Annotated in this window: 21 protein-coding genes and 1 tRNA gene; 15 read left to right on the top strand and 7 right to left on the bottom strand. The window is 70.2% G+C overall.

Annotation, left to right across the window (positions count from 1 at the left end; genetic code table 11):
- Window positions 1-149: 149 nt before the first annotated feature.
- Window positions 150-225, bottom strand: a tRNA-Lys gene (locus DI005_RS31980).
- Window positions 226-1194: 969 nt separating this feature from the next.
- Here DI005_RS31980 and DI005_RS31975 point away from each other — a divergent pair.
- From DI005_RS31975 to DI005_RS31940, 9 genes are all read left to right on the top strand, one after another.
- On the top strand, window positions 1195-1767 hold the full coding sequence (locus DI005_RS31975; RefSeq protein ID WP_199543381.1) for an NADPH-dependent FMN reductase: 573 nt from the start codon (window positions 1195-1197) through the stop codon (window positions 1765-1767).
- A 59-nt stretch (window positions 1768-1826) separates the two neighbouring features.
- Complete coding sequence (locus tag DI005_RS31970) at window positions 1827-4532, top strand: LuxR family transcriptional regulator (RefSeq protein ID WP_113644566.1); 2706 nt, start codon at window positions 1827-1829, stop codon at window positions 4530-4532.
- A 29-nt stretch (window positions 4533-4561) separates the two neighbouring features.
- Window positions 4562-5581 carry a hypothetical protein gene (locus tag DI005_RS31965; RefSeq protein WP_113644565.1) on the top strand — a complete coding sequence of 340 codons (1020 nt, stop codon included), beginning with the start codon at window positions 4562-4564 and terminating at the stop codon, window positions 5579-5581.
- Between the two features lie 50 nt (window positions 5582-5631).
- Entirely contained in the window at window positions 5632-5856 is a 225-nt protein-coding gene (locus tag DI005_RS38060) for a hypothetical protein (protein ID WP_147263923.1), read from the top strand.
- A 79-nt stretch (window positions 5857-5935) separates the two neighbouring features.
- Window positions 5936-7285 (top strand): extracellular solute-binding protein, encoded by a 1350-nt coding sequence (locus DI005_RS31960; protein ID WP_112265301.1) that lies wholly within the window; start codon window positions 5936-5938, stop codon window positions 7283-7285.
- Window positions 7282-8271, top strand: coding sequence for a carbohydrate ABC transporter permease (locus DI005_RS31955; RefSeq protein WP_112265303.1), 990 nt, complete (start codon window positions 7282-7284; stop codon window positions 8269-8271). The genes DI005_RS31960 and DI005_RS31955 overlap by 4 nt, the downstream gene beginning before the upstream one ends.
- Complete coding sequence (locus tag DI005_RS31950; protein ID WP_112265305.1) at window positions 8268-9104, top strand: sugar ABC transporter permease; 837 nt, start codon at window positions 8268-8270, stop codon at window positions 9102-9104. The genes DI005_RS31955 and DI005_RS31950 overlap by 4 nt, the downstream gene beginning before the upstream one ends.
- 17 nt (window positions 9105-9121) lie before the next feature.
- Window positions 9122-10699, top strand: coding sequence for a glycoside hydrolase family 13 protein (locus DI005_RS31945; RefSeq protein ID WP_112265307.1), 1578 nt, complete (start codon window positions 9122-9124; stop codon window positions 10697-10699).
- A complete protein-coding gene (locus DI005_RS31940; protein ID WP_112265309.1) occupies window positions 10689-11747 on the top strand; it encodes a LacI family DNA-binding transcriptional regulator in 1059 nt (352 codons plus the stop codon). Before DI005_RS31945 ends, DI005_RS31940 begins: the two co-directional genes overlap by 11 nt.
- Here DI005_RS31940 and DI005_RS31935 read toward each other — a convergent pair.
- Both DI005_RS31935 and DI005_RS31930 read right to left on the bottom strand, forming a co-directional pair.
- Window positions 11728-12177, bottom strand: coding sequence for a DUF6328 family protein (locus DI005_RS31935; protein ID WP_112265311.1), 450 nt, complete (start codon window positions 12175-12177; stop codon window positions 11728-11730). The two genes, DI005_RS31940 and DI005_RS31935, sit on opposite strands and share 20 nt — an antisense overlap.
- A complete protein-coding gene (locus tag DI005_RS31930) occupies window positions 12174-13109 on the bottom strand; it encodes a DMT family transporter (RefSeq protein ID WP_112265313.1) in 936 nt (311 codons plus the stop codon). Before DI005_RS31930 ends, DI005_RS31935 begins: the two co-directional genes overlap by 4 nt.
- 104 nt (window positions 13110-13213) lie before the next feature.
- Here DI005_RS31930 and DI005_RS31925 point away from each other — a divergent pair, with 104 nt between their 5' ends.
- The gene (locus DI005_RS31925; protein WP_112265315.1) at window positions 13214-13795 is read left to right on the top strand and encodes a superoxide dismutase family protein; all 582 of its coding nucleotides are present in this window, start codon (window positions 13214-13216) and stop codon (window positions 13793-13795) included.
- Window positions 13796-13964: 169 nt separating this feature from the next.
- On the opposite strand, the gene DI005_RS31920 is transcribed toward DI005_RS31925, so the two are convergent.
- The gene (locus DI005_RS31920) at window positions 13965-14366 is read right to left on the bottom strand and encodes a type II toxin-antitoxin system VapC family toxin (RefSeq protein ID WP_158559931.1); all 402 of its coding nucleotides are present in this window, start codon (window positions 14364-14366) and stop codon (window positions 13965-13967) included.
- Complete coding sequence (locus DI005_RS38370; RefSeq protein WP_158559930.1) at window positions 14363-14593, bottom strand: hypothetical protein; 231 nt, start codon at window positions 14591-14593, stop codon at window positions 14363-14365. The genes DI005_RS31920 and DI005_RS38370 overlap by 4 nt, the downstream gene beginning before the upstream one ends.
- A gap of 188 nt (window positions 14594-14781) precedes the next feature.
- Between DI005_RS38370 and dusB the strand changes: the two genes are divergently transcribed.
- Window positions 14782-15921, top strand: coding sequence for a tRNA dihydrouridine synthase DusB (dusB, locus tag DI005_RS31915; protein ID WP_113644563.1), 1140 nt, complete (start codon window positions 14782-14784; stop codon window positions 15919-15921).
- Here dusB and DI005_RS31910 read toward each other — a convergent pair.
- Both DI005_RS31910 and DI005_RS31905 read right to left on the bottom strand, forming a co-directional pair.
- Entirely contained in the window at window positions 15910-16680 is a 771-nt protein-coding gene (locus DI005_RS31910; RefSeq protein ID WP_113644611.1) for an alpha/beta fold hydrolase, read from the bottom strand. The two genes, dusB and DI005_RS31910, sit on opposite strands and share 12 nt — an antisense overlap.
- A 38-nt stretch (window positions 16681-16718) precedes the next feature.
- On the bottom strand, window positions 16719-17672 hold the full coding sequence (locus tag DI005_RS31905; RefSeq protein WP_369973639.1) for a sigma-70 family RNA polymerase sigma factor: 954 nt from the start codon (window positions 17670-17672) through the stop codon (window positions 16719-16721).
- 70 nt (window positions 17673-17742) lie between these two features.
- On the opposite strand from DI005_RS31905, the gene DI005_RS31900 reads away from it, so the two are divergent.
- The 4 genes from DI005_RS31900 (at window position 17743) to DI005_RS31885 (ending at window position 22713) form a co-directional block, all read left to right on the top strand.
- Window positions 17743-18387 (top strand): winged helix-turn-helix transcriptional regulator, encoded by a 645-nt coding sequence (locus DI005_RS31900; RefSeq protein ID WP_112265325.1) that lies wholly within the window; start codon window positions 17743-17745, stop codon window positions 18385-18387.
- A gap of 83 nt (window positions 18388-18470) precedes the next feature.
- Window positions 18471-18875, top strand: coding sequence for a VOC family protein (locus DI005_RS31895; protein WP_112265327.1), 405 nt, complete (start codon window positions 18471-18473; stop codon window positions 18873-18875).
- Window positions 18876-19002: 127 nt separating this feature from the next.
- Entirely contained in the window at window positions 19003-19782 is a 780-nt protein-coding gene (locus DI005_RS31890; RefSeq protein ID WP_112265329.1) for a GGDEF domain-containing protein, read from the top strand.
- A 1527-nt stretch (window positions 19783-21309) separates the two neighbouring features.
- Entirely contained in the window at window positions 21310-22713 is a 1404-nt protein-coding gene (locus DI005_RS31885) for an LCP family protein (RefSeq protein ID WP_113644610.1), read from the top strand.
- Window positions 22714-22778 lie beyond the last annotated feature (65 nt).

Genomic DNA, 22778 nt, shown 5'->3' with positions numbered 1-22778 from the left:
CCGTGGCCGGGCGCAAATGGCTTGCCGTGCCCTAATCCGCACACATGTCGGGGGCCTGCGGTGCTCAACGCGCCGGGCAAGGACGGCAGCAGCAAGGCGGCACCATGATCAACCTGGGAATCTGGCGCACCTGCCCTGAGCTGGGACTTTGGTGGGCCGCCAGGGACTCGAACCCTGAACCCGAAGATTAAAAGTCTCCTGCTCTGCCAATTGAGCTAGCGGCCCGCGCCACGCAGTGTATCCGGCGCCTCGGGGGGCGGTTCAGCGGCGGTCTTCCAGCTGATCCGTGATGTGCGAGCCCAGCACGTCGGCGATGCCGTAGAGGGTGTCCAGTTTCGTGTTCTCGCCCCGGCTCCCCGCCTCGGTGATCACGTTCGCGCGCCCGCGACCATGGTGACCGGAGGGTACTGGCTCTACCGCGCTCGAAAAGGTGCCGAACTGCCGCAGGAGTCCACAGTGGACTATCTGATTCGGAGGCGGCGGCGATCCGTCACCGGGTCGTCCGTGACCACCACGTGCAAGTCGCGCTTGTCGACCTCCCAGTGGTAGTATCCCACCAGCATTCCGCGCCGCACCGCGTGCACCGTTCCCTGGGCAGCAATTGCGCTCATTGAACCCGGCACCAAAAACTCAGGCACGTCAAGGGAAACAATTCAACGACCGCGTGCGCCAATTCCCTTTCTATCGCACATGCGGCGGCCGCCGCGAGCCGTCAGGGCTCACGGCGGCCGCCCGCCGGGTCAGCACTTGCCGCAGCAGCCACACCCCGGTCCGGCGCAGGAACCACAGCAGTTGCATCCACCCATGACGACACCACCCTTTGCTCAGAGGTCGAACGTCCGTCTCACCAGCCACGCTAAGTGCTGACCGATGGCGACAAAACCACTGGCCGAGTGACATATGCCGATCTCGCTATGTAACGAAAGAGCTTCGCGCCCGCTCCGGACGAGCTCAGCGAGATCGGCGCCACCGCACTCGTGGCAAGCCGGACCTCCGTTGCCGGAGTCTCCGCACCACGCCGCCGCCTCGGACGGCTCCCGGCTGTGGCTACCGCGCCTCCGACGAGCCCACCGCCGCGGTACACGTGCTGGAGCTGGGCGACTGGCGGGCGGCTCTCAGCGACCGGCACGGTGACGGTGCGGGACAGCCCAGTCACGTGACAGATGCCAGTGCCCGCCCGCGGTTCCTAACGTCATGGCCATGTCCAACAACTCGCTGAAGCTCGCAGTCATCATCGGCAGCACCCGCTCCGGGCGGTTCGGCCCCGTTCCCGCGTCCTGGTTCGCGGAACAGGCCCGCGCGCACGAGGCGATGGACGTCGACGTGATCGACCTCGCCGAGCTGACCTTGCACAACTCGCTGGATAGCTCCGCCGACGCGGGCAGCCTCGCGCAGCGGCTGGCGTCGGCGGACGCGTTCGTCGTGGTGACCCCCGAGTACAACCACAGCTACCCGGCCTCGCTGAAGACCGCGATCGACCACTACGCCAAGGAATGGCAGGCGAAACCGGTCGGCTTCGTGTCCTACGGCGGGATGGGCGGCGGCCTGCGAGCGGTGGAGCACCTGCGCACCGTCTTCGCCGAGCTGCACGCGGCCACCGTGCGCGACACGATCAGCTTCCACAACTTCTGGGAGCGCTTCACCGAGGACGGCGTCCCGCACGACGCCGACTCCGCCAACGCCGCCGCGAGGGGCATGCTCAACCAGCTCGCGTGGTGGGGCTCCGCGTTGAAGCAGGCCCGCGCGACGCGCCCGTATGCCGCCTGACCAGCGCCCCAGCGTGCATGCTTGACCTCGACCAAAGTCGAGCTTGCACCCTGGGGCGCATGACGTTGACGGCGACCTCCGCACTGTTCGGCCGCACCGGGGAAACGACCCTGCTCGGCAGGCACCTCGACGACGCCCGCGCCGGGCGCAGCACGGCGCTCGTCGTTCGCGGTGAGACAGGCATCGGGAAGTCGGCGCTGCTCGGCCAGGCCGCGAATGCCGCGACCGACTTCCTGGTGCTGCGCGGTGCGGGCATCGAGACCGAGGCGAAGCTGCCCTTCGCGGGTCTGCATCTGCTCCTTCGCCCCGTGCTCGCCGAGATCGACGCGCTGCCCGAACCACACGCGCGGGCCCTCGGCTGCGCGCTCGGCACGGGCTCCGGAGAGGCGGCCGGCCGGTTCACGATCGGGCTCGCCGTGCTGGGGCTGCTCACGCGGCTGGCGAGGACGCGGCCGGTCCTCTGCGTGGTCGACGACGCGCACTGGCTCGACGAGGCGTCCACCGACGCGTTGTTGTTCGCCGCGCGGAGGCTCGGCACCGAGGGCGTGATGCTGCTGTTCGCGGCCCGCGACCTGTACGCGCCGCCGTTCCCGGCACCGGGTGTCGCCGAGCTGCGGCTCGGCGGTCTCTCCCCGGAGGCGGCCGACGAGCTGCTCACCGAGCGGGCGGGCGACCTGCCCCGGCACGTCCGCGACCGGATCGCCGAGGAGGCGTGCGGCAACCCGCTCGCGCTGCTGGAGCTCGCGGCGGCCCAGCGCGATGGCCGCGCCACGGAGTCGCCGTACGACGTGGCGAAACTGCCCACCCACAGCAAGATCCAGCACACGTTCGCGGACCGGATCGCGGCACTGCCGGAGAGCACGAGGACGCTGCTCCTCGTCGCCGCCGCCGACGGCACGTGCGACACGGGAACCGTCCTCGCCGCGGCGGGCCTGCTCGGCGCGTCTGCCGAGGACCTGCACGTCGCCGAGGACGCCGAGCTGCTCATGTTCACCGACAACTGCATCGGCTTCCGGCACCCGCTCGCGCGCACGGCGGCGTACCGGACCGCGAGCATGTGGCGGCGGATCGCGGCGCACCAGGCGCTCGCGCAGGTGCTCGAGGACCACGGCGACGCCGACCGGCGCGCGTGGCACCTGGCGGCGGCGAGCACCGGGCCCGACGAGTCGGTGGCGAGCGCACTGGAGAGCAGCGCCGAGCACGCCCGCGCCCGAGGCGGGTACAGCGCGGTCGCGGCGGCGTACGAGCGGGCCGCCGACCTCAGTCCGGACCGTCGGGAACGCGGCAGGCGCCTCACTGAGGCCGCCCGCGCGGCGGCCGACGCCGGCCAGCTCGACCGCGCGTGCTCGCTGGTCCGGCAAGCGGCGGCCCAGCTCACCGACCCCGTGGAGAGCGCATGGCCCGCGCTGATCCACGCGACGCTCGCCGAGGACTTCGCCCGCCCCGCCGAGGCCCAGCAGATCCTGGTGGACACGGCAACGTCCGTGGCGGAGCGGGAGCCCGAGATGGCGGGCAAGCTGCTGTTCTGGGCCGCAGCCTCGGCGCTCGCGGCGGGTGAAGCCGGTGCGGCCGCCAGGGCCGCGGAGACGGCGGAAGCCCTCCAGCTGCCCGAGTCCCGCGGTGCCCGCGCTCTCGCCACCGCCGCGAACGGAGCCGTACCCGACGCCATCCGGGCACTGCGCGAAGTGCTCGATGACGCGGAGCTGCCGCTCGCCTGCACCGACCAGCCGCTGGCGCTGCGCGGGCGCACCGCTGTCGCGGGCTGGCACCTCCTGCTCGGCGACCACACGAAGGCGCACGAACTGGCGCTGAGCGTCACCCGGGACAGCAGGGGGGAGGCCGCGGCCGGGGTGCTGCCGCGGGCACTCGCCGTCGTGGCGCGAACGGAGCTGCACCTCGGCGACCACGGTGCCGCGCTCGCGAGCGCCACCGAGGGCAGGCGACTCGCGACCGACATCGGGCAGCACCAGAGCGCCGCGGAACTGGCGGGGGTGCTGGCCACGCTGGCCGCCATCGAGGGCGACGAGCCCAGGACCACCGCGCTCGCCGGTGAGGCACCGCCGGTCCAGGCCGCCGTCGCGCTGAGCCTGCTCGACCTGGGACTCGGCAGGCCCGACGCCGCACTCGACCGGCTCGCCGCGCTGCTGCCCGGCCCCGAACGGCTGGAGACCGTGGAGGCCGTGCCCACGATGGTCGAGGCAGCCGTCAGGGCGGGCAGGGCCGACCAGGTCGGCGACGCCGTCGTGGCGTTCACCACCTGGGCCGAGCGGAATGGGCAGCCGTGGGCCCTTGCCGTCGCGCTGCGCTGCCGAGCGCTGCTGGGCGAGCCACGGCTCTTCGCGCGCGCCGTCGAGCTGCACCACGCCGAGCCGGGCAGGCCGTTCGAGCGGGCTCGCACTGAGCTGCTCCACGGCGAGTGGCTGCGCCGGGAGCGGCATCCCGGCCAGGCGAGGACACTGCTGCGGTCGGCGCTGACGATCTTCGAGCGGCTGGGCGCGCGGCCGTGGGCCGAGCGCGCGCGCACCGAGCTGCGCGCCACCGGCGAGAGCCTCGGCGCCAAGGCGCACGCGCCCGAGCTGGCCGAACGCCTGACCCCGCAGGAGCTGCGCATCGTCCGGCTGGCCGCCACGGGACTGAGCAACCGTGATATCGGCGCCCAGCTGTACCTCAGCCCGAGGACCGTCGGCTACCACCTCTACAAGGCGTACCCGAAGCTCGGCGTCGCCTCGCGGGTCGAGCTGGCCAAACTCGGCCTGACGAGCTGACGCCGCGCCCGGCGTGCCAAACTGCGCACGTGGAGTACCAACTCACGGCCGAGCTCACCTCTCCGGCAGGCGCCCCTGACCTGGACCCGCTCCAGCAGATCGGCGTCGTCGCGCTGCTGGACACGAGGTTGAGCCGCCTCGCGAGCATCGAAGGCCCCGACGGGGTGGAGATCAGCCCCGTCGAGCATTCCGTGCACGCCCACCTGGGCGGCGCCAACGTGAGCTGGCTGCTCGACGCGCCCGCGCTGGTGTTCGCCGAGGACGCGACCAGGGCCGTGCTCGAGCAGCTGCTGGAGGAGACCGAGCTGCTCGACGGCTGGCAGGTCAAACACTGCGCGGTGACCGCCACCGACGACCAGCTCGAGAGCGCGCTGGCCGCCGAGGAGGAGCCTGAGGACGAGGCCGGGCCCGAGCCGCTCACCGAGTACGAACTGGCCGAGCGAAGGGAGCGGCTGCTCGAGGCCGCCGCCTACGTGCGCGCCTTCGGGCCCGAGGCGTTCGGGCACACCGACGGTGGTGACGTCACCGAGGAGGAGGCGCGCTACGTCGCCGGTGCGATCGCGCACGGCGTCGAGATGCTGATCGACGAGCTGTTCGGCGACATCCAGCTGCTAGAGGACGAGGACACGACAGCGGACGAGGTCGACGTGCTGTGGGCGCTCGACGAGCTGCCGCAGCAGTACGCCGACCAATACACCGCGCTGTTCGCCAAGCAGTTCCTCGTCGCCGCCGCGATACTGGGGCACCGCCTGACCCAGGCGGAGTGGACGGCGCCGCTGTCCATGGCCGAGGCGCTCGCGCTGCACATCGCCAAGTCGCGAGCCGAGCTGGAGCTCGACATGGCCGAGGTGATGGACGAGGACCGGATCGCCGAGATTCTCGCGATCTTCGACGACAAGGCATTCGAGGACGGCGACCACGAGGCCCTCTACGACGGCACGGGCGCGACCGAGGCCGACCCGATGGCGTGGTTCCGGCCCTACGCCCACCTCACCGACGCACAGGCGCTGCACCCGTACCTCGCGGACGAGGGTCCGTCAGCGAACTGACGCCTGCAACGCTCCCCAAGGCCACCTTTGTTGCGCTCAACGCAACAAAGGTGGCCTTGGGGAGCGGCTTTTGCGGCGACGCCGAGCCGCCGTACCGGGCGATCACGCTCGCCGACCACCCGCACCGACCAACCGCACCGACCAACCGCAGTGAAGGCCACCATGCCTGCGTTGAACGCAGTGATGGTGGCCTTCACTGCTGTTGGCGCACCGCGCTGGCCGACGAGGTGGTCGACTGGTATGCCGAGCGCAACCTCTTGAAAGGGATCGACTGAAAGTTTCTGCAAGTTCTTGCAAGAACCTGCAACTCCTCGCTAACGTTCCGGACATCCCCCGGTCTCAACGAGGAGAGCCATGAACAGAGCACTCCGTCGCGCCTGGTCGACGCGGCAGAACAGACCTGTCCATCGCAGGTGCACGGCACTGGCCGCGGTCGCCGCCGTCTCGCTCACGCTCGCAGCGTGCGGCGGGGACGGTGGCGCCGACCAGGCCGACGCGGCCAGGCAGGCCGCGGAGAACCCGCAGTCCGTCACCGGCACCGTCACGTGGTGGGACACCTCCGACGCCACCAACGAGGCACCCGCGTTCAGGGAGCTGGTGGCGCGCTTCGAGCAGAAGTACCCGAACATCGACGTCAACTACGTCAACGTGCCGTTCGACGGTGCCGACGACAAGTTCAAGACCGCCGCGCAGGCGGGTGACGGCGCACCCGACGTGATGCGCGCCGACGTCGGCTGGACCCCCACCTTCGCCGCACTCGGCTACCTCCAGCCCCTCGACGGCACGCCCGCGCTGAAGGACTCCGACGACTACCTGCAGACGCCGATGCTGAGCAACACCTACGAGGGCAAGACCTACGGCGTCCCCGAGGTCACCGACACGCTCGGCCTGCTCTACAACAAGGAGCACTTCGCGAAGGCTGGCATCGCCGAACCGCCAAGGACGTGGGACGACCTGCGCACCGCCGCCCGCAAGCTGGAGCAGGCCATTCCCGGCACGACAGGGGTGTTCGTCAACGCCGACGCCTACTTCCTGCTGCCGTTCATCTACGGCCAGGGCGGCGACGTCGTCGACATGGACAGCCAGCAGATCACCATCGACAGCCCCGAGGTGACGGCCGCGATCGAGACCGTGCGGGACCTCACCGCCGAGGGCACCGGGGCCACCGACACGAGCGCCAACAAGTACACGAACATGCTGAACGGCTTCAAGGCCGGCACCACCAGCATGATCATCAACGGCCCGTGGGCGGTTTCCGACGTGCTCACCGGCAAGGCGTTCGCCGACCCGGAGAACCTCGGCGTGGCAACGGTTCCCGCGGGACCGAAGGGCCAGGCGGGACCGGTCGGCGGGCACAACCTGGTGGTCTACGCTGGCTCGCCGAACCTCGCGGCGTCGTACCTCTTCGTCGAGTTCATCAACTCAGCCGAGAGCCAGGCGTACGCGGCAGCGGAGAACAACACGATGCCCACGCGCAGGTCCGTGTACGAGCGGCCGGAGATCGCGCAGAACACCGTGATCTCGGCGTTCCGGCAACCGCTCGAGGGCGCGGCTCCGCGCCCGCCCGCTCCCGGCGCCGGGGACCTCTACGACATCTTCACCCCGTTCTACGAACGGATCATCGGCGGCCAGGTGTCCATTGCGGACGGTCTGCGGCAGGCGCAGCAGAAGGCGAAGGGCGCCGTGCCGGGCTTCGAGTCATGACCACCACCCTTTCGGCCCGCGCCGAGGCGGCACCCGCGCCGGTGCCGCCCCGGCGGCCGGTTCGCGGTTTCCTCGCCAGGCACTGGTACGCGTGGGCCATGGTCACGCCGGTGGTGCTGGTGCTGGCGGTGCTCGTGCTTTACCCGCTGGCCCACGGCGTCTACCTTTCGCTCACCAACGCGACGGAGATGAACAGCGGCCGCACGATCGGCGTCAACGAGATCCCGGCTACCTACGAGTTCATCGGCCTGGAGAACTACTTCTCCGTGCTCTCGGGCGCCGACGGCGCGTTCTACCCGAGGCTACTGTGGACGGTGCAGTGGACGGTCATCTGCGTCGCACTGCACTACACGATCGGCCTCGGGCTCGCGCTACTGCTCAACCGGGCGCTGCGGATGCGCACGCTGTACCGGATGCTGCTCATCCTGCCGTGGGCGGTGCCGCCGTTCGTCGCGGCGTTCGGCTGGCGGCTCATCCTCAACGACGAGGGCGGCCTGCTCAACGCCGTGCTGAACGTGGTCGGCATCCCCGGCGTCGACTGGCTGGGACAGCCGCTCGCCGCCAAGGTCTCGGTGATCATGGTCAACGTCTGGCTCGGCGTGCCGTTCATGATGGTGGCGCTCCTCGGCGGGCTGCAGACGGTGCCGAAGGAGCTCTACGAGGCCGCCGAGATGGACGGCGCGTCACCGTGGCAGCGGTTTCGCGCCGTGACCTTGCCCGGCCTGCGACCGGTGTCGGGCACCGTGATCCTGCTCGGCACCATCTGGACGTTCAACCAGTTCCCCGTCATCGCACTGCTCACCGGCGGAGGCCCCGGCGGCGCGACGAACATCCTCGTCACCGAGGCCTACGAACGGGCGTTCCAGGGTATTCGCGACTACGCGGGCGCGGCGACGTACGGCGCGATCATCGCGTCGATGCTCGTGGTGTTCGCCTTCCTGTACCGCCGCTGGCTGCAGCGGCAGACGAGCGAGGTGCTGGGATGAGGGCGCGCGACCAACGGAGCAGGCTCGCCTCCACCGGCCTGCACACCGCACTCGTCGGCGCGAGCGTGATCGCCGTCTTCCCGATCGCGTGGGTGGTGCTGACGTCGCTCAAGACCGACCGCGACACCTGGGCGCGGCCGGGTGAGCTCGGCGCGCTGGGCCTCGGCAACTACGGCCAGGTGCTCGGCGACACGCAGTTCCTGACGTGGTTCGGCAACTCGCTGATCGTCGCGACGGGCACCACGCTCATCGGCGTGCTCATCTCGGCGACCGCGGGCTACGCGGCGTCACGCATGCGGTTCCCGGGCCAGCGCCCGCTGATGTGGCTGTTCCTCGTCACACAGATGTTCCCGGCCGCGGTGCTGATCGTGCCGCTCTACAATGTCCTGTCCGACCTCGGCCTGCTCAACTCATACGCGGGACTGATCCTCGCGCAGTGCACCATCGCTGTGCCGTACTGCGCGTGGATGCTCAAGGGCTACTTCGACACGATCCCGGTGGCGATCGACGAGGCGGGCCGCATCGACGGGCTGAGCCCGTTCGGCACGTTCTGGCGGCTGATCGTGCCTCTCGCCCGGCCCGGCATCTCGGTGACGGTGTTCTACGCGTTCGTCACGGCGTGGGGCGAGGTCGCGTTCGCGGGCGTGTTCATGCAGAGCGAGGACCGCTACCCGTTGCCGGTCGGTATGGCCACGTTCGTCAGTGACTTCAAGGCGGAGTGGGGACTGCTCACCGCGGGCTCGGTGCTGGTGATGGTGCCCGCAGCGGTGGTGTTCTTCCTCGTCCAGCGCCATCTCGTCGCCGGTCTGACGGCCGGCGGAGTCAAGAGCTAAGCGGAGAAAGGAGCCTCATGGCCCAGCAGTGGTGGCGGAACGCGGCGATCTACCAGGTCTACGTGCGCAGCTTCGCCGACGGCAACGGCGACGGCGTCGGGGATCTCGCCGGGGTGCGCGACCGGCTCGGACACATCGCCGGGCTCGGCATGGACGCCGTGTGGCTCACGCCGTTCTACGCCTCGCCCATGGCCGACGGCGGGTACGACGTGGCCGACTACCGCACCGTGGACCCGTTGTTCGGGCAGCTCTCCGACGCCGAGGCGCTGATCGCCGACGCACACGGGCTCGGCCTGCGCGTGATCGTGGACATCGTGCCCAACCACACGTCCTCGCAGCACCCGTGGTTCGTCGAGGCCCTCACCGCGGGGCCTGGCTCGCCCGCCCGCGAGCGGTACATCTTCCGCGAGGGCCGGGATGGCGGGCCGCCCAACGACTGGGAGTCGATGTTCGGCGGCCCGGCATGGACACAGGTCGACGACGGCCAGTGGTACCTGCACCTGTTCGACCCCGGGCAGCCCGACCTGAACTGGCAGCATGCCGAGGTGCACGCCGAGTTCGAGAGCATCCTGAGGTTCTGGCTCGACCGCGGCGTCGACGGCATCCGCATCGACGTGGCACACGGGCTGGTGAAGGCCGACGGCCTGCCCGACGCCCAGTGCACAGATCAGGGCGGCCTGCTCACGGTCGTCGAGCTGCCCTACTTCGACCAGGACGGCGTGCACGAGATCTACCGGGAGTGGCGCAAGATCCTCGACTCCTACCCCGGCGAGCGGATCGGTGTAGCGGAGGCGTGGGTGCGCGGCGCCGACCGGCTCGCGCTCTACCTGCGGCCCGACGAGCTGCACCAGGCGTTCAACTTCCACTACGCGCAGGCCGGGTGGTCGGCCCACGAGTTCCGCACCACGATCGATGACTCGCTCGCCGCGGTCGCGGGTGTGGGAGCCGCGAGCACGTGGGTGCTGTCCAATCACGACATCGAGCGGCACGTGACCCGCTTCGGTGGCGGGGAACCGGGCCTGCGCCGGGCCCGCGCCGCCGCGCTGCTCACGTTCGCGCTGCCCGGCTCGGCCTACGTCTACCAGGGTGAGGAGCTGGGCCTGCCCGAGGTGACGGACCTGCCGGAGGAGGTGCTGGCCGACCCGAAGTGGGAACGCTCCGGGCACACCGAACGCGGCCGCGACGGCTGCCGGGTGCCGATCCCGTGGTCGGGTGGCGAGCCGCCGTTCGGCTTCGGCGCGTCGTCGTGGCTGCCGCAGCCGAGGGATTGGGCGGCACTGACCGTCGAGGCGCAGCGCGACGATCCCGCGTCGACGCTGTCGCTCTACCGCGAGGCGCTGCGGCTGCGCCGCGACCTGCCCGTGGACGGCCTGGAATGGCTGGAGTCGGAGCCGGACGTGCTGGCGTTCCGGCGCGGACCGTCGTTCACGTGCACCGTGAACTTCGGCTCTTCGCCGGTCCAGCTGCCGCGACCAGGCCGGTTACTGTTGTCGAGTACGCAGGAGCCCGAGCTGGAAGCGAACGAGCAGACCGTCACGCTGCCGCCGTCGAGCGCGGCGTGGTGGACCGGAGAAGAAGACACCCATGCCCGATAGAGGTCTCGACGCCGTGCGGCACGCGGACATCGCCGAGCTGGCCAAGGTGAGCGAGGCGACGGTGAGCCGCGTGCTCAACGGCAGGCCGGGCGTCGCCGCGTCGACCCGGCAGGCCGTGCTGGCCGCGATGGACCAGCTCGGCTACGAGCGGCCGTCGCGGTCCCGGCAGCGCAGCGCCGGGCTGATCGGCCTGATCATCCCCGAGCTGGACAACCCGATCTTCCCGGCGTTCGCGCAGGTCATCGACCGGACGCTGGCGATGCGCGGGTACACGTCGGTGTTGTGCACGCAGACCCCTGGCGGGGCCACCGAGGACGAGTTCATCGAGACGCTCACCGAGCGCGGCGTCGCCGGGATCGTGTTCGTCTCGGGCCTGCACGCCGACACCACCGCGCGCCACGACCGCTACACGCGGCTCATCGAGAGCGGGCTGCCCGTGGTGTTCCTCAACGGGCACGCGCCGGGCGTGCGGGCGCCGTTCTTCTCCGACGACGACGGCACGGCGGTGCAGCTCGCGATCACGCACCTGCGGGAGCTGGGGCACGAGCGCATCGGGCTCGCGGTGGGGCCGCAGCGGTTCGTGCCCGCGCAGCGCAAGGCCGCTGAGTTCCGGCGGCTGATGGCACCGGTGCTCGGCAGCCCCGACGACGCCGACAAGCTCATCGTGCACTCGCTGTTCTCCGTGGAGGGCGGGCATTCAGCGACGTGGTTCCTGCTCGAACAGGGCTGCACCGCGGTGGTGTGCGGTAGTGACCTGATGGCGCTCGGCGCGATCCGGGTCGCGAGGAAGCGCGGGCTCGCGGTGCCGAGGGACTTCTCGGTGGTCGGCTACGACGACTCGCCGCTGATCGCGTTCACCGATCCGCCGCTCACCACGATCCAGCAGCAGGTGCCCGCGATGGCGACGGCCGCCGTGCGCACGCTGCTGGACGAGATCGCCGGCGCCGAGGTGCCCACGGGCGAGTACCTGTTCCAGCCAGAGCTGATCGTGCGGGGCTCCACGGCCGCGTGCGCAGGACGCGAGAGCGTCAAAGGCGCCGCGGGATGACGAACCACACCACGGCGAAGAGCACGCCGACGAGCACCCCGAACACCGCCATCAGCACCGGGCCGTAGATCACCTTCGCGATCAGGGCGACCGTGAGCGTCACCGCGATCGACAGGCAGATCAGGCCCGCGATCACCATCCGGTTGCCGACGCGCAGGATCTCGCTGCGCCTGCCCTCGCGGAACAGCACCCGGTGCCAGGCCGCCGGAGCCGTGAGCAAGGCCGTGCTGGCCACGGTGAACAGAACGGTGACGAGGTGGACGGCCTTCTCGAACCCACTCGCGTCGCGGAACGGCCCGGTGAACGCCACCGCGAGCAGGAAGCCGAAGAGGATCTGCACGCCCGCCTGCGCCACGCGGAGCTCGCCGAGCAGCTCGTTGACGTTGCGTGCGAGCTGCTGGTGCCGGGGCTCGTTGTCGGTGGCACTCATGGCGCGGCACCGGCTGGTTGCCGTTCCACCACGACCGGCTTGCGACGTACGCGTTCGTGCCAGCCGAGGCCGGTGACGGCGATGACCACTACGCCGAGGCCGAGCCACTGCGTCGGAGAGAGCGTGGCGTCCAAGAAGGACACCCCGATTACGGCTGCGGTGACGGGGAACGCGAGCTCGGCAAGCGTCGCGCGGGCGGCCGGAGTGGAGCGAAGGCCCACGTAGTACAGGCTCAACGCGAGCAGCCCTGGCACGAACGCCAGCAGCGCGAGTCCCCATGCGTTGTCCCAACTCACCGCGTAAGTATCCCCCTGATAGGCGACGATCAATCCCGCGAACGGAAGTCCAACCGAGAAGCGCAGCGTGGTCACGTCGCGTGAGCTCAGCTTGGCCGAGACGAGCCTGCCGAGCACGGTCCCGGCCGCCCACAGCGCCGCGGCCCCGACGGAGAACAACGCCGCTTTCGCCGCGGCGATCTCGACGTCCAGCGGCTCGCGAAAAGCCAGCAACCACGCGCCGAGCAGCGCGGGAACGGCGAACAGCAGGTACCCGGCCCTCGTCCGCTCGCCGAGCACCACCCACGCGGCGAGCACCGCGAACACCGGCTGCAGCTTCTGCAGCACCAGGGGTGTCACCGGGTCGCCGACCTGGAAGGCGGCGGTGAACAGCGCGGTGGCGAGCGCGGACGCCCCGCCGCCGATCACGAGCACGGCGATCCACTCGCGCGGCCCGCACCTGGCGAGGGCACGCAAGGCCGAGGGCAGCAACGGCAGCAGCACCACCGCGACGAGCAGGTGCTCCCAGAAGACCACCGTGCTCGCGGGCAGCTGCTCGGCGAGGCCCAGCCGCAGCAATCCGTCCGTTCCCCACAGCGCGGCCGCGAGCGCGACCAGCCACGTCCGGTCGGTCCTGGCCCCCTCTGTTGTTGTCACCGGTCCAGGCTACGAGCATTGCCGATCAGGTGGTCCACACCGTGAGATCACTCGACAGTGTGATCGGGTTGCGGCCCGCCCAGCGCGCTGGATAAGCACGAGGCATGAAGCCCCGAACCCCATTCGCACTGTTCACCACCACCGGCGCGCTCGCGGCCATCCTGCTCGCCGGGGGAGGCCAGGCCGCGGCGGCACCGGCGCACAACCCCGTGGCCACCGCGCACGGCACGTTCGGCCAGTACACCGAGGGCCGCACCGCGTCGACCTACGACCCCGAGCTCGTTCCCGAGGGCGCGAGGGCGGGCGTGTTCTCACTGTCCACGCCAGCGCTGGGCACCACCACGAAGCTCGCCGTCACCGGGCTCGTGCCGGAACGGCACTACGGCGCGCACGTCCACACCAAGCCGTGCGGCGCGACGGGCACCGATGCCGGGCCGCACTTCCAGCACGTGCAGGACCCGGTGAGCCCCTCGACCGACCCCGCGTACGCCAACCCGGACAACGAGGTCTGGCTCGACTTCACCACCGACGCCCGTGGCACCGGGCTCGCCCTGTCACACGTGGACTGGTCCTACGGCGAGCGGCGGCCCGCTTCGGTCGTGATCCACGAGCACCACACGTCGAGCGCCCCGGGCGAGGCGGGCGGTGCCGGCGCGCGGCTGGCGTGCGTGAACGTGAACTTCTAGGCGGCGTCGTAGGCCGCGGTGTAGGTCCGTCGGCGCTTGCAGTGAAGGCCACCATGCCTGCGCCCACCCGTCTCCCCCAACTACCACCCAAACGGAGACGCTGCGCGCCGCTGTGTCTGATCAACGCAGTGAAGGTGGCCTTCACTGCGGTAGGCCTGGCCGAGGCAAGTCAGGTGATCAGGTCGAACACGCACCGTGCACCCGAAGCGGCCGCCAGCTTCGCGTCACAGGTGATCAGCGTGCCGTCCAAGCGTTCGGCGAGCGCAACGTATGCCGCGTCGTACGCCGTGACGTTGTCGCGTAGTTCCCACATCCGCTCCAGCAGCGGCGCGATGGGCATGCGGCGGACCGGGAAGTGCGCCAGATGCCGAAGGGCTCCGGGCACTGCGCTCGACAACACGGCGTTACCTCTGGCCATGCCTCGCAATGCCGAGATGACCTCGGCGTCCAGATGCGCCGGTGCGAAGAGCGCGTTCCCAGAGGACAGGTGAGCCGCCGTCTCCGGGCGACGCACGTCGTCAGCCGCGTAGAAGGCGACCAGCACCGAGGCGTCGACAACCGCAAGGCTCACGAGACCTCTCTCACATCGCGCACGGCCGCGGCCGCGTCGTCGAGCGAGACACCGGTTCCCCGCACCGGCTCGTAAGACGCCACGTAGTCGGCAACGTTCAGCACCTGGGCGACCTCGGCCAGGCGATCCACCACGAAGGCGTTCAACGACTGCCTCCTGGCCGCCGCTCCTACGGCCAATGCGTCGTAGACCTCGTCGGGCACGTCGCGAAGGTTCATGCGTTTCATGGTGCCATTATGGCACCAATCCCACCCAACCGCCGTGAAGGCCACCATGCTGCGCCCACCCGTCCCCTCCGACACCAAACGGAGCCGCTGCGCGCCGCTGGGTCCGATCAACGCAGTGAAGGTGGCCTTCACTGCGGATGGCCTGAGCCCGGCCCCATGTGTCGTGCGTCACCAGTGACAATGGAGGCGTGACCGCCACCCTGAGCAAGCCCGCACTGAAGATCGGCCCGTACGAGGTCGATCCTCCGGTCGTGCTCGCCCCCATGGCGGGCATCACCAACGTCGCGTTCCGTCAGCTGTGCCAGGAGTACGGCGCCGGGCTGTACGTGTGCGAGATGATCACCGCCCGTGCCGTGGTCGAGCGTCACCCCGGCACGATGCACATGATGACCTTCGCCGCGGGCGAGTACCCGCGTTCGATGCAGCTCTACGGCGTCGACCCGAAGACCATGCGCGAGGCCGTCAAGATCATCGTCGGCGAGGGGCTCGCTGACCACATCGACCAGAACTACGGCTGCCCCGTCGCCAAGGTGACCCGCAAGGGCGGCGGCGCGGCGCTGCCCTACAAGCGCACGCTCTTCGGCAACATCGTCCGCGCCTCCGTCGAGGCCGCCGAGCCGGCCGGGGTACCGGTGACCGTGAAGTTCCGCGTCGGCATCGACGACGAGCACCACACCTACCTCGACGCCGGGCGCATCGCCGAGGCCGAGGGCGCCTCGGCCGTCGCGTTGCACGCCCGCACCGCCTCCCAGCGCTACTCGGGGCAAGCCGACTGGTCCCACATCGCGCGCCTCAAGGAGGCCGTCACCACCATCCCGGTGCTGGGCAACGGCGACATCTTCACCGCCGACGACGCGCTGCGCATGGTGGCCGAGACCGGGTGCGACGGCGTTGTGGTGGGCCGGGGCTGCCTCGGCAGGCCGTGGCTGTTCGGCGAGTTGGAGGCCGCCTTCGCGGGCAGGCCGCTGCCCGAGGGACCGAACCTGGGCGAGGTCGCCCGCGTCCTGCGCAGGCACGCCGAGCTGCTCATCGAGCACGACGGAGCCGGCAAGGCCATGCGCGACCTGCGCAAGCACATGGCCTGGTACTTCATGGGTTTCCCGATCGGCTCGGAGCTGCGGCGCTCCTTCGCGATGGTCAGCAGCCTCGCCGAGCTCGACGACCTCATCGCCCGCCTCGACCACCAAGCGCCGTTCCCCACCGACGCGCTCGGGCCGAGGGGCCGCCAGGGCTCGCCGGGCAAGGTCACCCTGCCCCACGGCTGGCTCGACGACCCCGACGACCCGTGCGTGCCCGAGGGCGCCGACCTGATGCACTCAGGCGGCTGAGCCACCCCGCCGGATCGGCATGATCGTCGGCACCGTCTCGCCGGTGAGGAACTCCGCGACGATCGCCTTGCACTGCGCTGGCTTCTCCAGCAGCAGCACATGCGAGGTGCCCGGCACCACCGCCAGCTCCGAGTCCCGGATCCCGCGGTACAGCGCGATCGTGTGTTCCAGCGTCACCAGGTCGTCGTCGCCGACCAGCACGAGCGTCCGGCAGACGATCCTGGCCAGGTCGGCCTCGGTGAATCCAGGCTCCTCCCTCGCCGCCCTCGCGATCTTCTCCATCACCACGGGCAGGTGGTCGACGCCGTCGGGCGACACCTCCGCGTACATCCGCACCAACTCCGGTGGCAGCTCACCGACGCCGTCGCGCGGGCTGTAGATCATGCCGTCGAGGTCGTACGCCCCGCTGACCAGCACCAGCCGCTCCACGAGATCCGGCCGCCGCAGCGCCACCGCGAGTGCCACCGACGCCCCCGCGCTGTACCCGGCGAGCCGGGCGGACCCGTCCACCACCTTCTCCAGGAATGCGATGGTGTCCTCGGCCATCACGGAGACCGTGAGCGGACCCTCTACGTCGGGTGTGTGCCCGTGCCCCCTGCGCTCGGGCAGGTAGACGTGGAAGCGGTCGGCCAGCGCGTCGAGATTGCCGCTGAAGGTTCGCGCGTCGCCGAACCCGCCGTGCAGCAGCACCAGCGGCTCCCCGTCACCGCGCTCGTCGTACCAGGTGCGCACCCCGTCGAGATCCACGTACTCGGCCATCGTCACCAGCTCCTGTTCCGGCCTGTTCCGGTCGTTGCTCAGGTAGTACGAGCCGGCTCCGGAAAACTCATCGGCAGCCCGAACAACGGGAACAGCCTCGGCGCGTCGAGGAACGTCGTGGTGTTCGCGATGCGCTCGCCCCGCAGCTCCAGCACGACCAGCGCGAAACCCGTGCCGTCGCGGTACTGGCCGAACGCGGGACAGCCGTTGGCCATGGTCGGCAGCAGGCGGTCGTGCTCGCACGGCTGGCCGGGCACGCGCAGCACGGCGGAGATGTCGTCCCTGCCGCTGAGCCACCACGTGAACGGCGGCATCGACATGGTCGCGTCCTCGTGCAGCACCGCGACCAGCGTCTCGATGTCGTGTCTCTCGAACGCGGCGACGTAGCGGTCCAGCAGGTCCCGCTGCCGCTCGTCGAGCGGATCGAAGCCTCCCGTTGCGTCGAGATCGACGCGGCCGAGCGTCGCGCGCGCCCGCTGCAGTGCGCTGTTGACCGAGGCCGTGGAGCTCGTGAGGAGCGCGGCGACCTCGTCGGCCCGCCAGCGCAGCACGTCGCGCAGGATCAGCACGGCCCGCTGTCTCGGCGGTAGGTGTTGCAGGGCGGCGACGAACGCGAGCCGGACGCTCTCGCGAAGCACAGCCAGCTCTGCCGGGTCGCCCTGCGGCGGCAGGATCCTGCTGTCGGGTACCGGCTGCACCCACGTGTGCTCGGGCAGCGGCTGTCCCAGCGCGGACCCTGGCCGGGCAGCGGGCACGAGGTCCATCGCCCGCGCCCTGCGCTGTGGACTGCGGAGCATGTCGAAGCAGACGTTGGTGGCGATCGCGTACAACCACGACCGCAGCCCAGAGCGGCCCGCGTCGAACCGCTCGCGGTGGCGCCAGGCGCGCACCAGCGTCTCCTGGACGGCGTCCTCGGCCTCGAAGCCGGAGCCGAGCATGCGGTAGCAGTAGGCCGTCAGCTCGACCCGGTGTTCATCGAGTTCGATCAGCACGCCGCTACCCGCTTCAGTTGCCGAAAACAAGCACGATCCAACAAGAGCATGTTGCACTAGAATTCATACCATGGGTAAGCGACACTACGGGCAGTTCTGCGGACTGGCACATGCCGCCGACCTCGTCGGGGAGCGGTGGGCACTGCTGATCATCCGGGACCTTCTGGTAGCGCCCAAACGCTTCACTGACCTCAGGCGTGGGCTGCCCAAGATCCCAACCAACGTCCTCTCGGCCCGGCTGAAACAGCTCGAGGGCGAAGGCGTAGTCGAGCGCCGCGTGCTGCCGAGGCCCGACGGTTCGGTGGTGTACGAGCTGACCGAGTACGGCAGGGACCTCGAGGACATCGTCCTGGCACTCGGCCGGTGGGGTGCGCGCACGCTCGGTGAGCCGGGACCCGACGACATCGTCACGCCCGACTCGATGGTGATGGCCATGCGCTCGACATTCCGCGCCGAGGACGCCCGCGACGTCGTGGCCGGCTTCGAGTTGCGACTGGGCGACGTTGTCGTCGGCGTGCGCGTCGACAACGGCAAGCTCGACGTGGCCGAGGGCGAGCTGACGGGTGGCGCGGACGTCACGATCAGCACCGGCCCCGCGATCAAAGCGGTGATGGCGGGTGAGCTGACGCCCGAGGAGGCAGTCGCCAACGGCAGCGTCCACGTGGACGGGAACGAGGCCCTGTTCCCCACGTTCGCGAAGATCTTCCGGATCTAGACCAAAGTCTATTGACAAGCTTGGTTGTTTTTAGAAAGCTTACTCCCACCAGCAAGGGGACACCAACCAAGAAAGGCCCGAACATGGTCAAGCAGATCTTCGTGAACCTCCCCGTCAAGGACCTCGCAAAGTCCACCGAGTTCTACGCGGGACTCGGGTTCACGCAGAACAAGGACTTCAGCGACGAGAACGCGTCGTCGATGGTGATCACCGACGACATCGTCGTGATGCTGCTGGCCGAGCCGTTCTTCAAGACGTTCACGCAGAAGGACATCGCCGACGCCACGAAGACGACCGAGGCGATCATCGCGCTGGGCACGGAAAGCAGACAGGAAGTGGACGAACTGTGCGACAAGGCGCTCTCGTCCGGTGGCTCGGCAGCGAACGAGCCGCAGGACCACGGCTTCATGTACGGCCGCAGCTTCGCTGACCCCGACGGTCACCTGTGGGAGGTCACGTACATGGACCTCTCCGCAATGCCCCAGTAACCGTTAGGTCACTCTCGTAGTCCGGTTGAGCGATATTCGCTTTCCAGCCGTATCCGACCGCTAAAGCAAACCCTCCCTCGAGACGACAACCCCTCACACGGGGGCTGAGACGAGGAGACTGGACGCGGTGGCTTCGAACCGGACAGCCCCGGCAACGGGGGCGCTCGACCCCCAGGGGCTGCTGGCTGCCCACGAGTCGATCGCCAACGAGCTCGCGGCGCAGGGGGACTGGCGACGCGCCTACGAACACCTCCGGTCCGCACTGGAGCTGGCCCGCTCGGGCCAGCTCCAGTGCGCGCACCCGCACATCCCCGAGCAGTACCGGCTGGAGGTCGAGCGGTTGCGCCGCGAACGGGCGCAGGCCCGGCACGAGAGCCTGACCGACGCGCTCACCGCCACCTACAACCGGCGCTACCTCGACCGCAGGCTCGCCGAGCTCACCGCACCATCGGTGGCGCTGGTCGATCTCGATCTCTTCAAGCACATCAACGACCGCTTCGGTCACCGGGTGGGCGACCAGGTGCTGCAGCGGGTCGTCGGCCTGCTGCAGGAAACACTCCCACCTGATGCGTTCTGCGCGCGCTACGGCGGCGAGGAGTTCGTCCTCGTCACGCCCGGCGTACGGCCGGAGGAGGCCGTCACACTCGCGGCGCGCGCACGCGCGCGTGTGGCGGAGTTCCCTTGGTCCCACGTGCGGCCAGGACTCTCGGTGACCGTGAGCATCGGGGTCGCACCGTTCCGCCGTGACCCTGGGCGGCGCCATGATCCACAGGAACAGCTGGTGGAGGCCGACGTGATGCTCTACGCGGCCAAGGGCGCGGGACGCAATCTGGTCGCCCATCGTCAGCACGGTCAGGTCCGCTTCGTTCCCACTCTCCGTGCTCGCACCACTCGGCCATGCCCGTGAAGGGTGTGGAGGCTTGATCCCTCGCCGGTGGTTGTGAATTCAGCCAGGGCAACTCTGCGTAAAAAAGTCACGGCATGGTGTCGTCACGAACGGCGGATATCCGTACGATAACGAACGCTGTCCGCCGGACGATCAAGCAAGAGATCCGTGGGTGTCCAAAGCCAGAGTGTGAAGGGAGCGTGCGTGTCCGAAGACCGCGACGATCCCGGCGGCACATCCCAGGCCGACGAATGGCGAGCGCGCGCCCAGCTGAACCGCAAGGCCGCGGAGCGCAAGCGCCGTCGCTCACTGGACACGCACGGCGGTATCAGCGTTTCCGAGGTCGTCGCCCGCCACACCGGCAGGCGGCCGCAGTTCGAGACCGGCGAACGGCCGCTCCCCCCGAGACAGACGAGGTCGCCGGAATCACCGCCTGCCGCCGAAGCTCCGGCCACCGCGGCACGGCCCCGGCGACAGGTATCGCCGCGTCGAGAGGAACCCCCTCCTCCCGCGCCGCCCCCGGCCCCGAAGCACACCCCGCCACCGGCGGCGCCACGACGGGAGCCGATGGGCTCGGGCCCGTACCCCCGACCGGCCCAGCGCCCCCCGGCGGCCATGCCCCGCAGGCAACCCGCACCGCCTCCGCCCCGCCAGGAACCCCGACCCGAACCCACCCGCCTCGACGAGGCTCGGCAGGAACTCCGCGCCGAGGCCACGAGGCGGGCGGAACTCGTACGCCCCGAGCCCAGGCGCGGCCAAAGCGCGGACGCGCACGGCACCGACGCGCTGCGCCCGGAGGCGCTGGCACCGGAACCGATGCGCCCCGAGACGCTGCGAGCGGAACCCCAGCCGCCGGAGCCTATGCGCCCCGACGCGCTGCGGGTCGATCCGCAGCGAACGGAGCCCCCACGGCCCGAGCCAGCGCGAACGGAGCCCCCACGCCCCGAGCCCCCGCGAACGGAGCTGTCACGCCCGGAAGCGCTGCGAACGGGCCCCTCGCGCCACGATGCGCTGCGAGCGGAGCCCACACGAACGGAACTTCCACACCCCGAACCGCCGCGAACGGAGCTGTCACGCCCCGACGCGCTCCGAACGGAACCGCCACGGCCGGGCCCGATGCGTCCGAAGCCTCAGCGTCCGGAGGCGATAGCGGCGGAGCTGTCGCACCCCGAACCGGCGCGAACGGAGCCCCCACGGCCCGACGCGGCGCGAACGGAATCGTCACGCCCGGACGCGGCGCGAACGGAATCGTCACACCCGGAGACCGCGCGAACGGAACCGCCGCCACACCCCGACGCCCTCCGAGCGGAGCCCACACGAACGGAACTTCCGCGCCCCAGCGCGGCGCGAGCGGAGCCACGGCGGCCTGAACCGTCCCGAACAGAGCCACCGGCGGACCTCCCCACGAAGAACGTGGCCGCGGTGCTCGAGGGCGGCCTGCGGTCGGGCAACACGCCGCCGCCCCCGCCGAAGCGTCCCGTCGCGCCGCCCCGGCCTCGGCGCCCCTTGCAGCCGCCCCCCGAGCGCTCGCTCGAGGACCGGCTGACGATGACGGACCAGCTGGAGCCCGTCGACGAGACCACGAAGTACAAGCGCAAGATCGACGACTCGCTCGCCAGGTTCTCCGCCGCGCACGACGAGCTCGAGGCCGAGGAGCGCGAACGGAGAGAACGTCGCGACAAGCTCGTCGCCCGCTTCGAGCAGACCCGCACCAGGCTGCACCGGGTGGTCACCGTCGCCACCTCGGTCGTCGGTCAGCGCGGTTCGGCGCCAGTGCAGGACGAGGCGGAAGCCGACGAGGACGCGAGCAAGGCCGCGCCGCAGACCCGCCTCCAGGAGAAGAAGGAACGGCGCAACCACCGCACGCTGCTGGCCGCCCGCATCACCGCGATCACGCTCGCCGTCCTGGTGTTCGTCGCGACCGGCATCGCGTGGGGCGCGAAGACGTGGTTCAACTCCCAGTTCAACGAGATCGCCGCGCTCGACGAGAACTCCGACGCCATTCGCAACGCGCCCGGCCAGCTCGGTGACGAGAACTTCCTGATCATCGGCTCCGACACCCGCGAGGGCGCCGAAGCCGAGGAGAACGTGGGCGACACGAGCGGCATCCCCGGCGCCCGCTCCGACACGGTCATGCTCGCCCACATCCCTGAGGACCGGAAGCGCGCGGTCGTGATCTCGTTCCCGCGCGACCTGGAGATCTCCCGGCCCGAGTGCGAGCGCTGGGACTCCGCGACCGGCGAGTACGGCGAGGTCGTCGAGGCCGCTGACGGCGTGAAGCTGAACTCGGCGTTCACGGTCGGCGGGCCGCGCTGCGTCACCAAGGTGATCCAGCAGATCAGCGGGCTGGCGATCAACCATTTCGTCGGCATCGACTTCCACGGCTTCAAGGGCATGGTCGACGCGGTGGGCGGTGTGACCGTGCATGTCGACGAACCGATGGAGGACCAGGAACTCGGCCTGATCATCGCCGAGACCGGTGACGTGGTGCTCAAGGGCGACCAGGCGCTCAACTTCGTCCGCGCCCGCAAGGTCTACGGCGACCCGACCTTCTCCGACTACGGCCGCATGCAACGCCAGCAGGAGTTCATGGCGTCGCTGCTGCGAGCCACCCTCTCCCGCGACGTGCTGCTCGACGTCGGCAAGCTCACCGGTTTCGTCAACGCCTTTGCGGCGTCCACGTTCGGCGAGAACATCGGCGTCGACCAACTGCTGACGCTGGCCCAGTCCATGCAGGGCCTCAGCGCCGGTGCGGTGGAGTTCATGACCGTGCCGACGGTCGGCGAGGCCAACGAGCAGGGCAACGAGGTGTTGCTCGAAGCCGACACCCAGGCGCTCTTCCGCGCGCTGATCGACAACACCCCGCTTCCGGGCGACGAACCCGAGGCGCCCGCTCCCGGCGCCGGTGAGCAGCAGGTCGCCGACGGCACGGAGGCACCCGAACCGGCGTAGAAGATCGCCCCGAAAGTGTTAAGCGGGGTTCACCCCCGGTTCATTTCCGAATTCGGCGAGCGTGC

The sequence above is a fragment of the Prauserella sp. PE36 genome, assembly GCF_003311655.1.
Taxonomy (GTDB): domain Bacteria; phylum Actinomycetota; class Actinomycetes; order Mycobacteriales; family Pseudonocardiaceae; genus Prauserella_A; species Prauserella_A endophytica.
The sequence above is the reverse complement of the archived record's forward strand: the minus strand, read 5'-3'. Positions and strand labels throughout refer to the sequence as shown.

Bases quoted from the DNA above. Each gene is read 5' to 3' on its own strand.
- DI005_RS31935 (WP_112265311.1), bottom strand. From the start codon at position 12,177: ATGAGTGCCACCGACAACGAGCCCCGGCACCAGCAGCTCGCACGCAAC.
- DI005_RS31975 (WP_199543381.1), top strand. From the start codon at position 1,195: ATGGCCATGTCCAACAACTCGCTGAAGCTCGCAGTCATCATCGGCAGC.
- DI005_RS31960 (WP_112265301.1), top strand. From the start codon at position 5,936: ATGAACAGAGCACTCCGTCGCGCCTGGTCGACGCGGCAGAACAGACCT.
- DI005_RS31945 (WP_112265307.1), top strand. From the start codon at position 9,122: ATGGCCCAGCAGTGGTGGCGGAACGCGGCGATCTACCAGGTCTACGTG.
- DI005_RS31940 (WP_112265309.1), top strand. From the start codon at position 10,689: ATGCCCGATAGAGGTCTCGACGCCGTGCGGCACGCGGACATCGCCGAG.
- DI005_RS31955 (WP_112265303.1), top strand. From the start codon at position 7,282: ATGACCACCACCCTTTCGGCCCGCGCCGAGGCGGCACCCGCGCCGGTG.
- DI005_RS38370 (WP_158559930.1), bottom strand. From the start codon at position 14,593: ATGAAACGCATGAACCTTCGCGACGTGCCCGACGAGGTCTACGACGCA.
- DI005_RS31970 (WP_113644566.1), top strand. From the start codon at position 1,827: ATGACGTTGACGGCGACCTCCGCACTGTTCGGCCGCACCGGGGAAACG.
- DI005_RS31910 (WP_113644611.1), bottom strand. From the start codon at position 16,680: ATGGCCGAGTACGTGGATCTCGACGGGGTGCGCACCTGGTACGACGAG.
- DI005_RS31950 (WP_112265305.1), top strand. From the start codon at position 8,268: ATGAGGGCGCGCGACCAACGGAGCAGGCTCGCCTCCACCGGCCTGCAC.
- DI005_RS31885 (WP_113644610.1), top strand. From the start codon at position 21,310: ATGACGGACCAGCTGGAGCCCGTCGACGAGACCACGAAGTACAAGCGC.
- DI005_RS31900 (WP_112265325.1), top strand. From the start codon at position 17,743: ATGGGTAAGCGACACTACGGGCAGTTCTGCGGACTGGCACATGCCGCC.
- DI005_RS31925 (WP_112265315.1), top strand. From the start codon at position 13,214: ATGAAGCCCCGAACCCCATTCGCACTGTTCACCACCACCGGCGCGCTC.
- DI005_RS31895 (WP_112265327.1), top strand. From the start codon at position 18,471: ATGGTCAAGCAGATCTTCGTGAACCTCCCCGTCAAGGACCTCGCAAAG.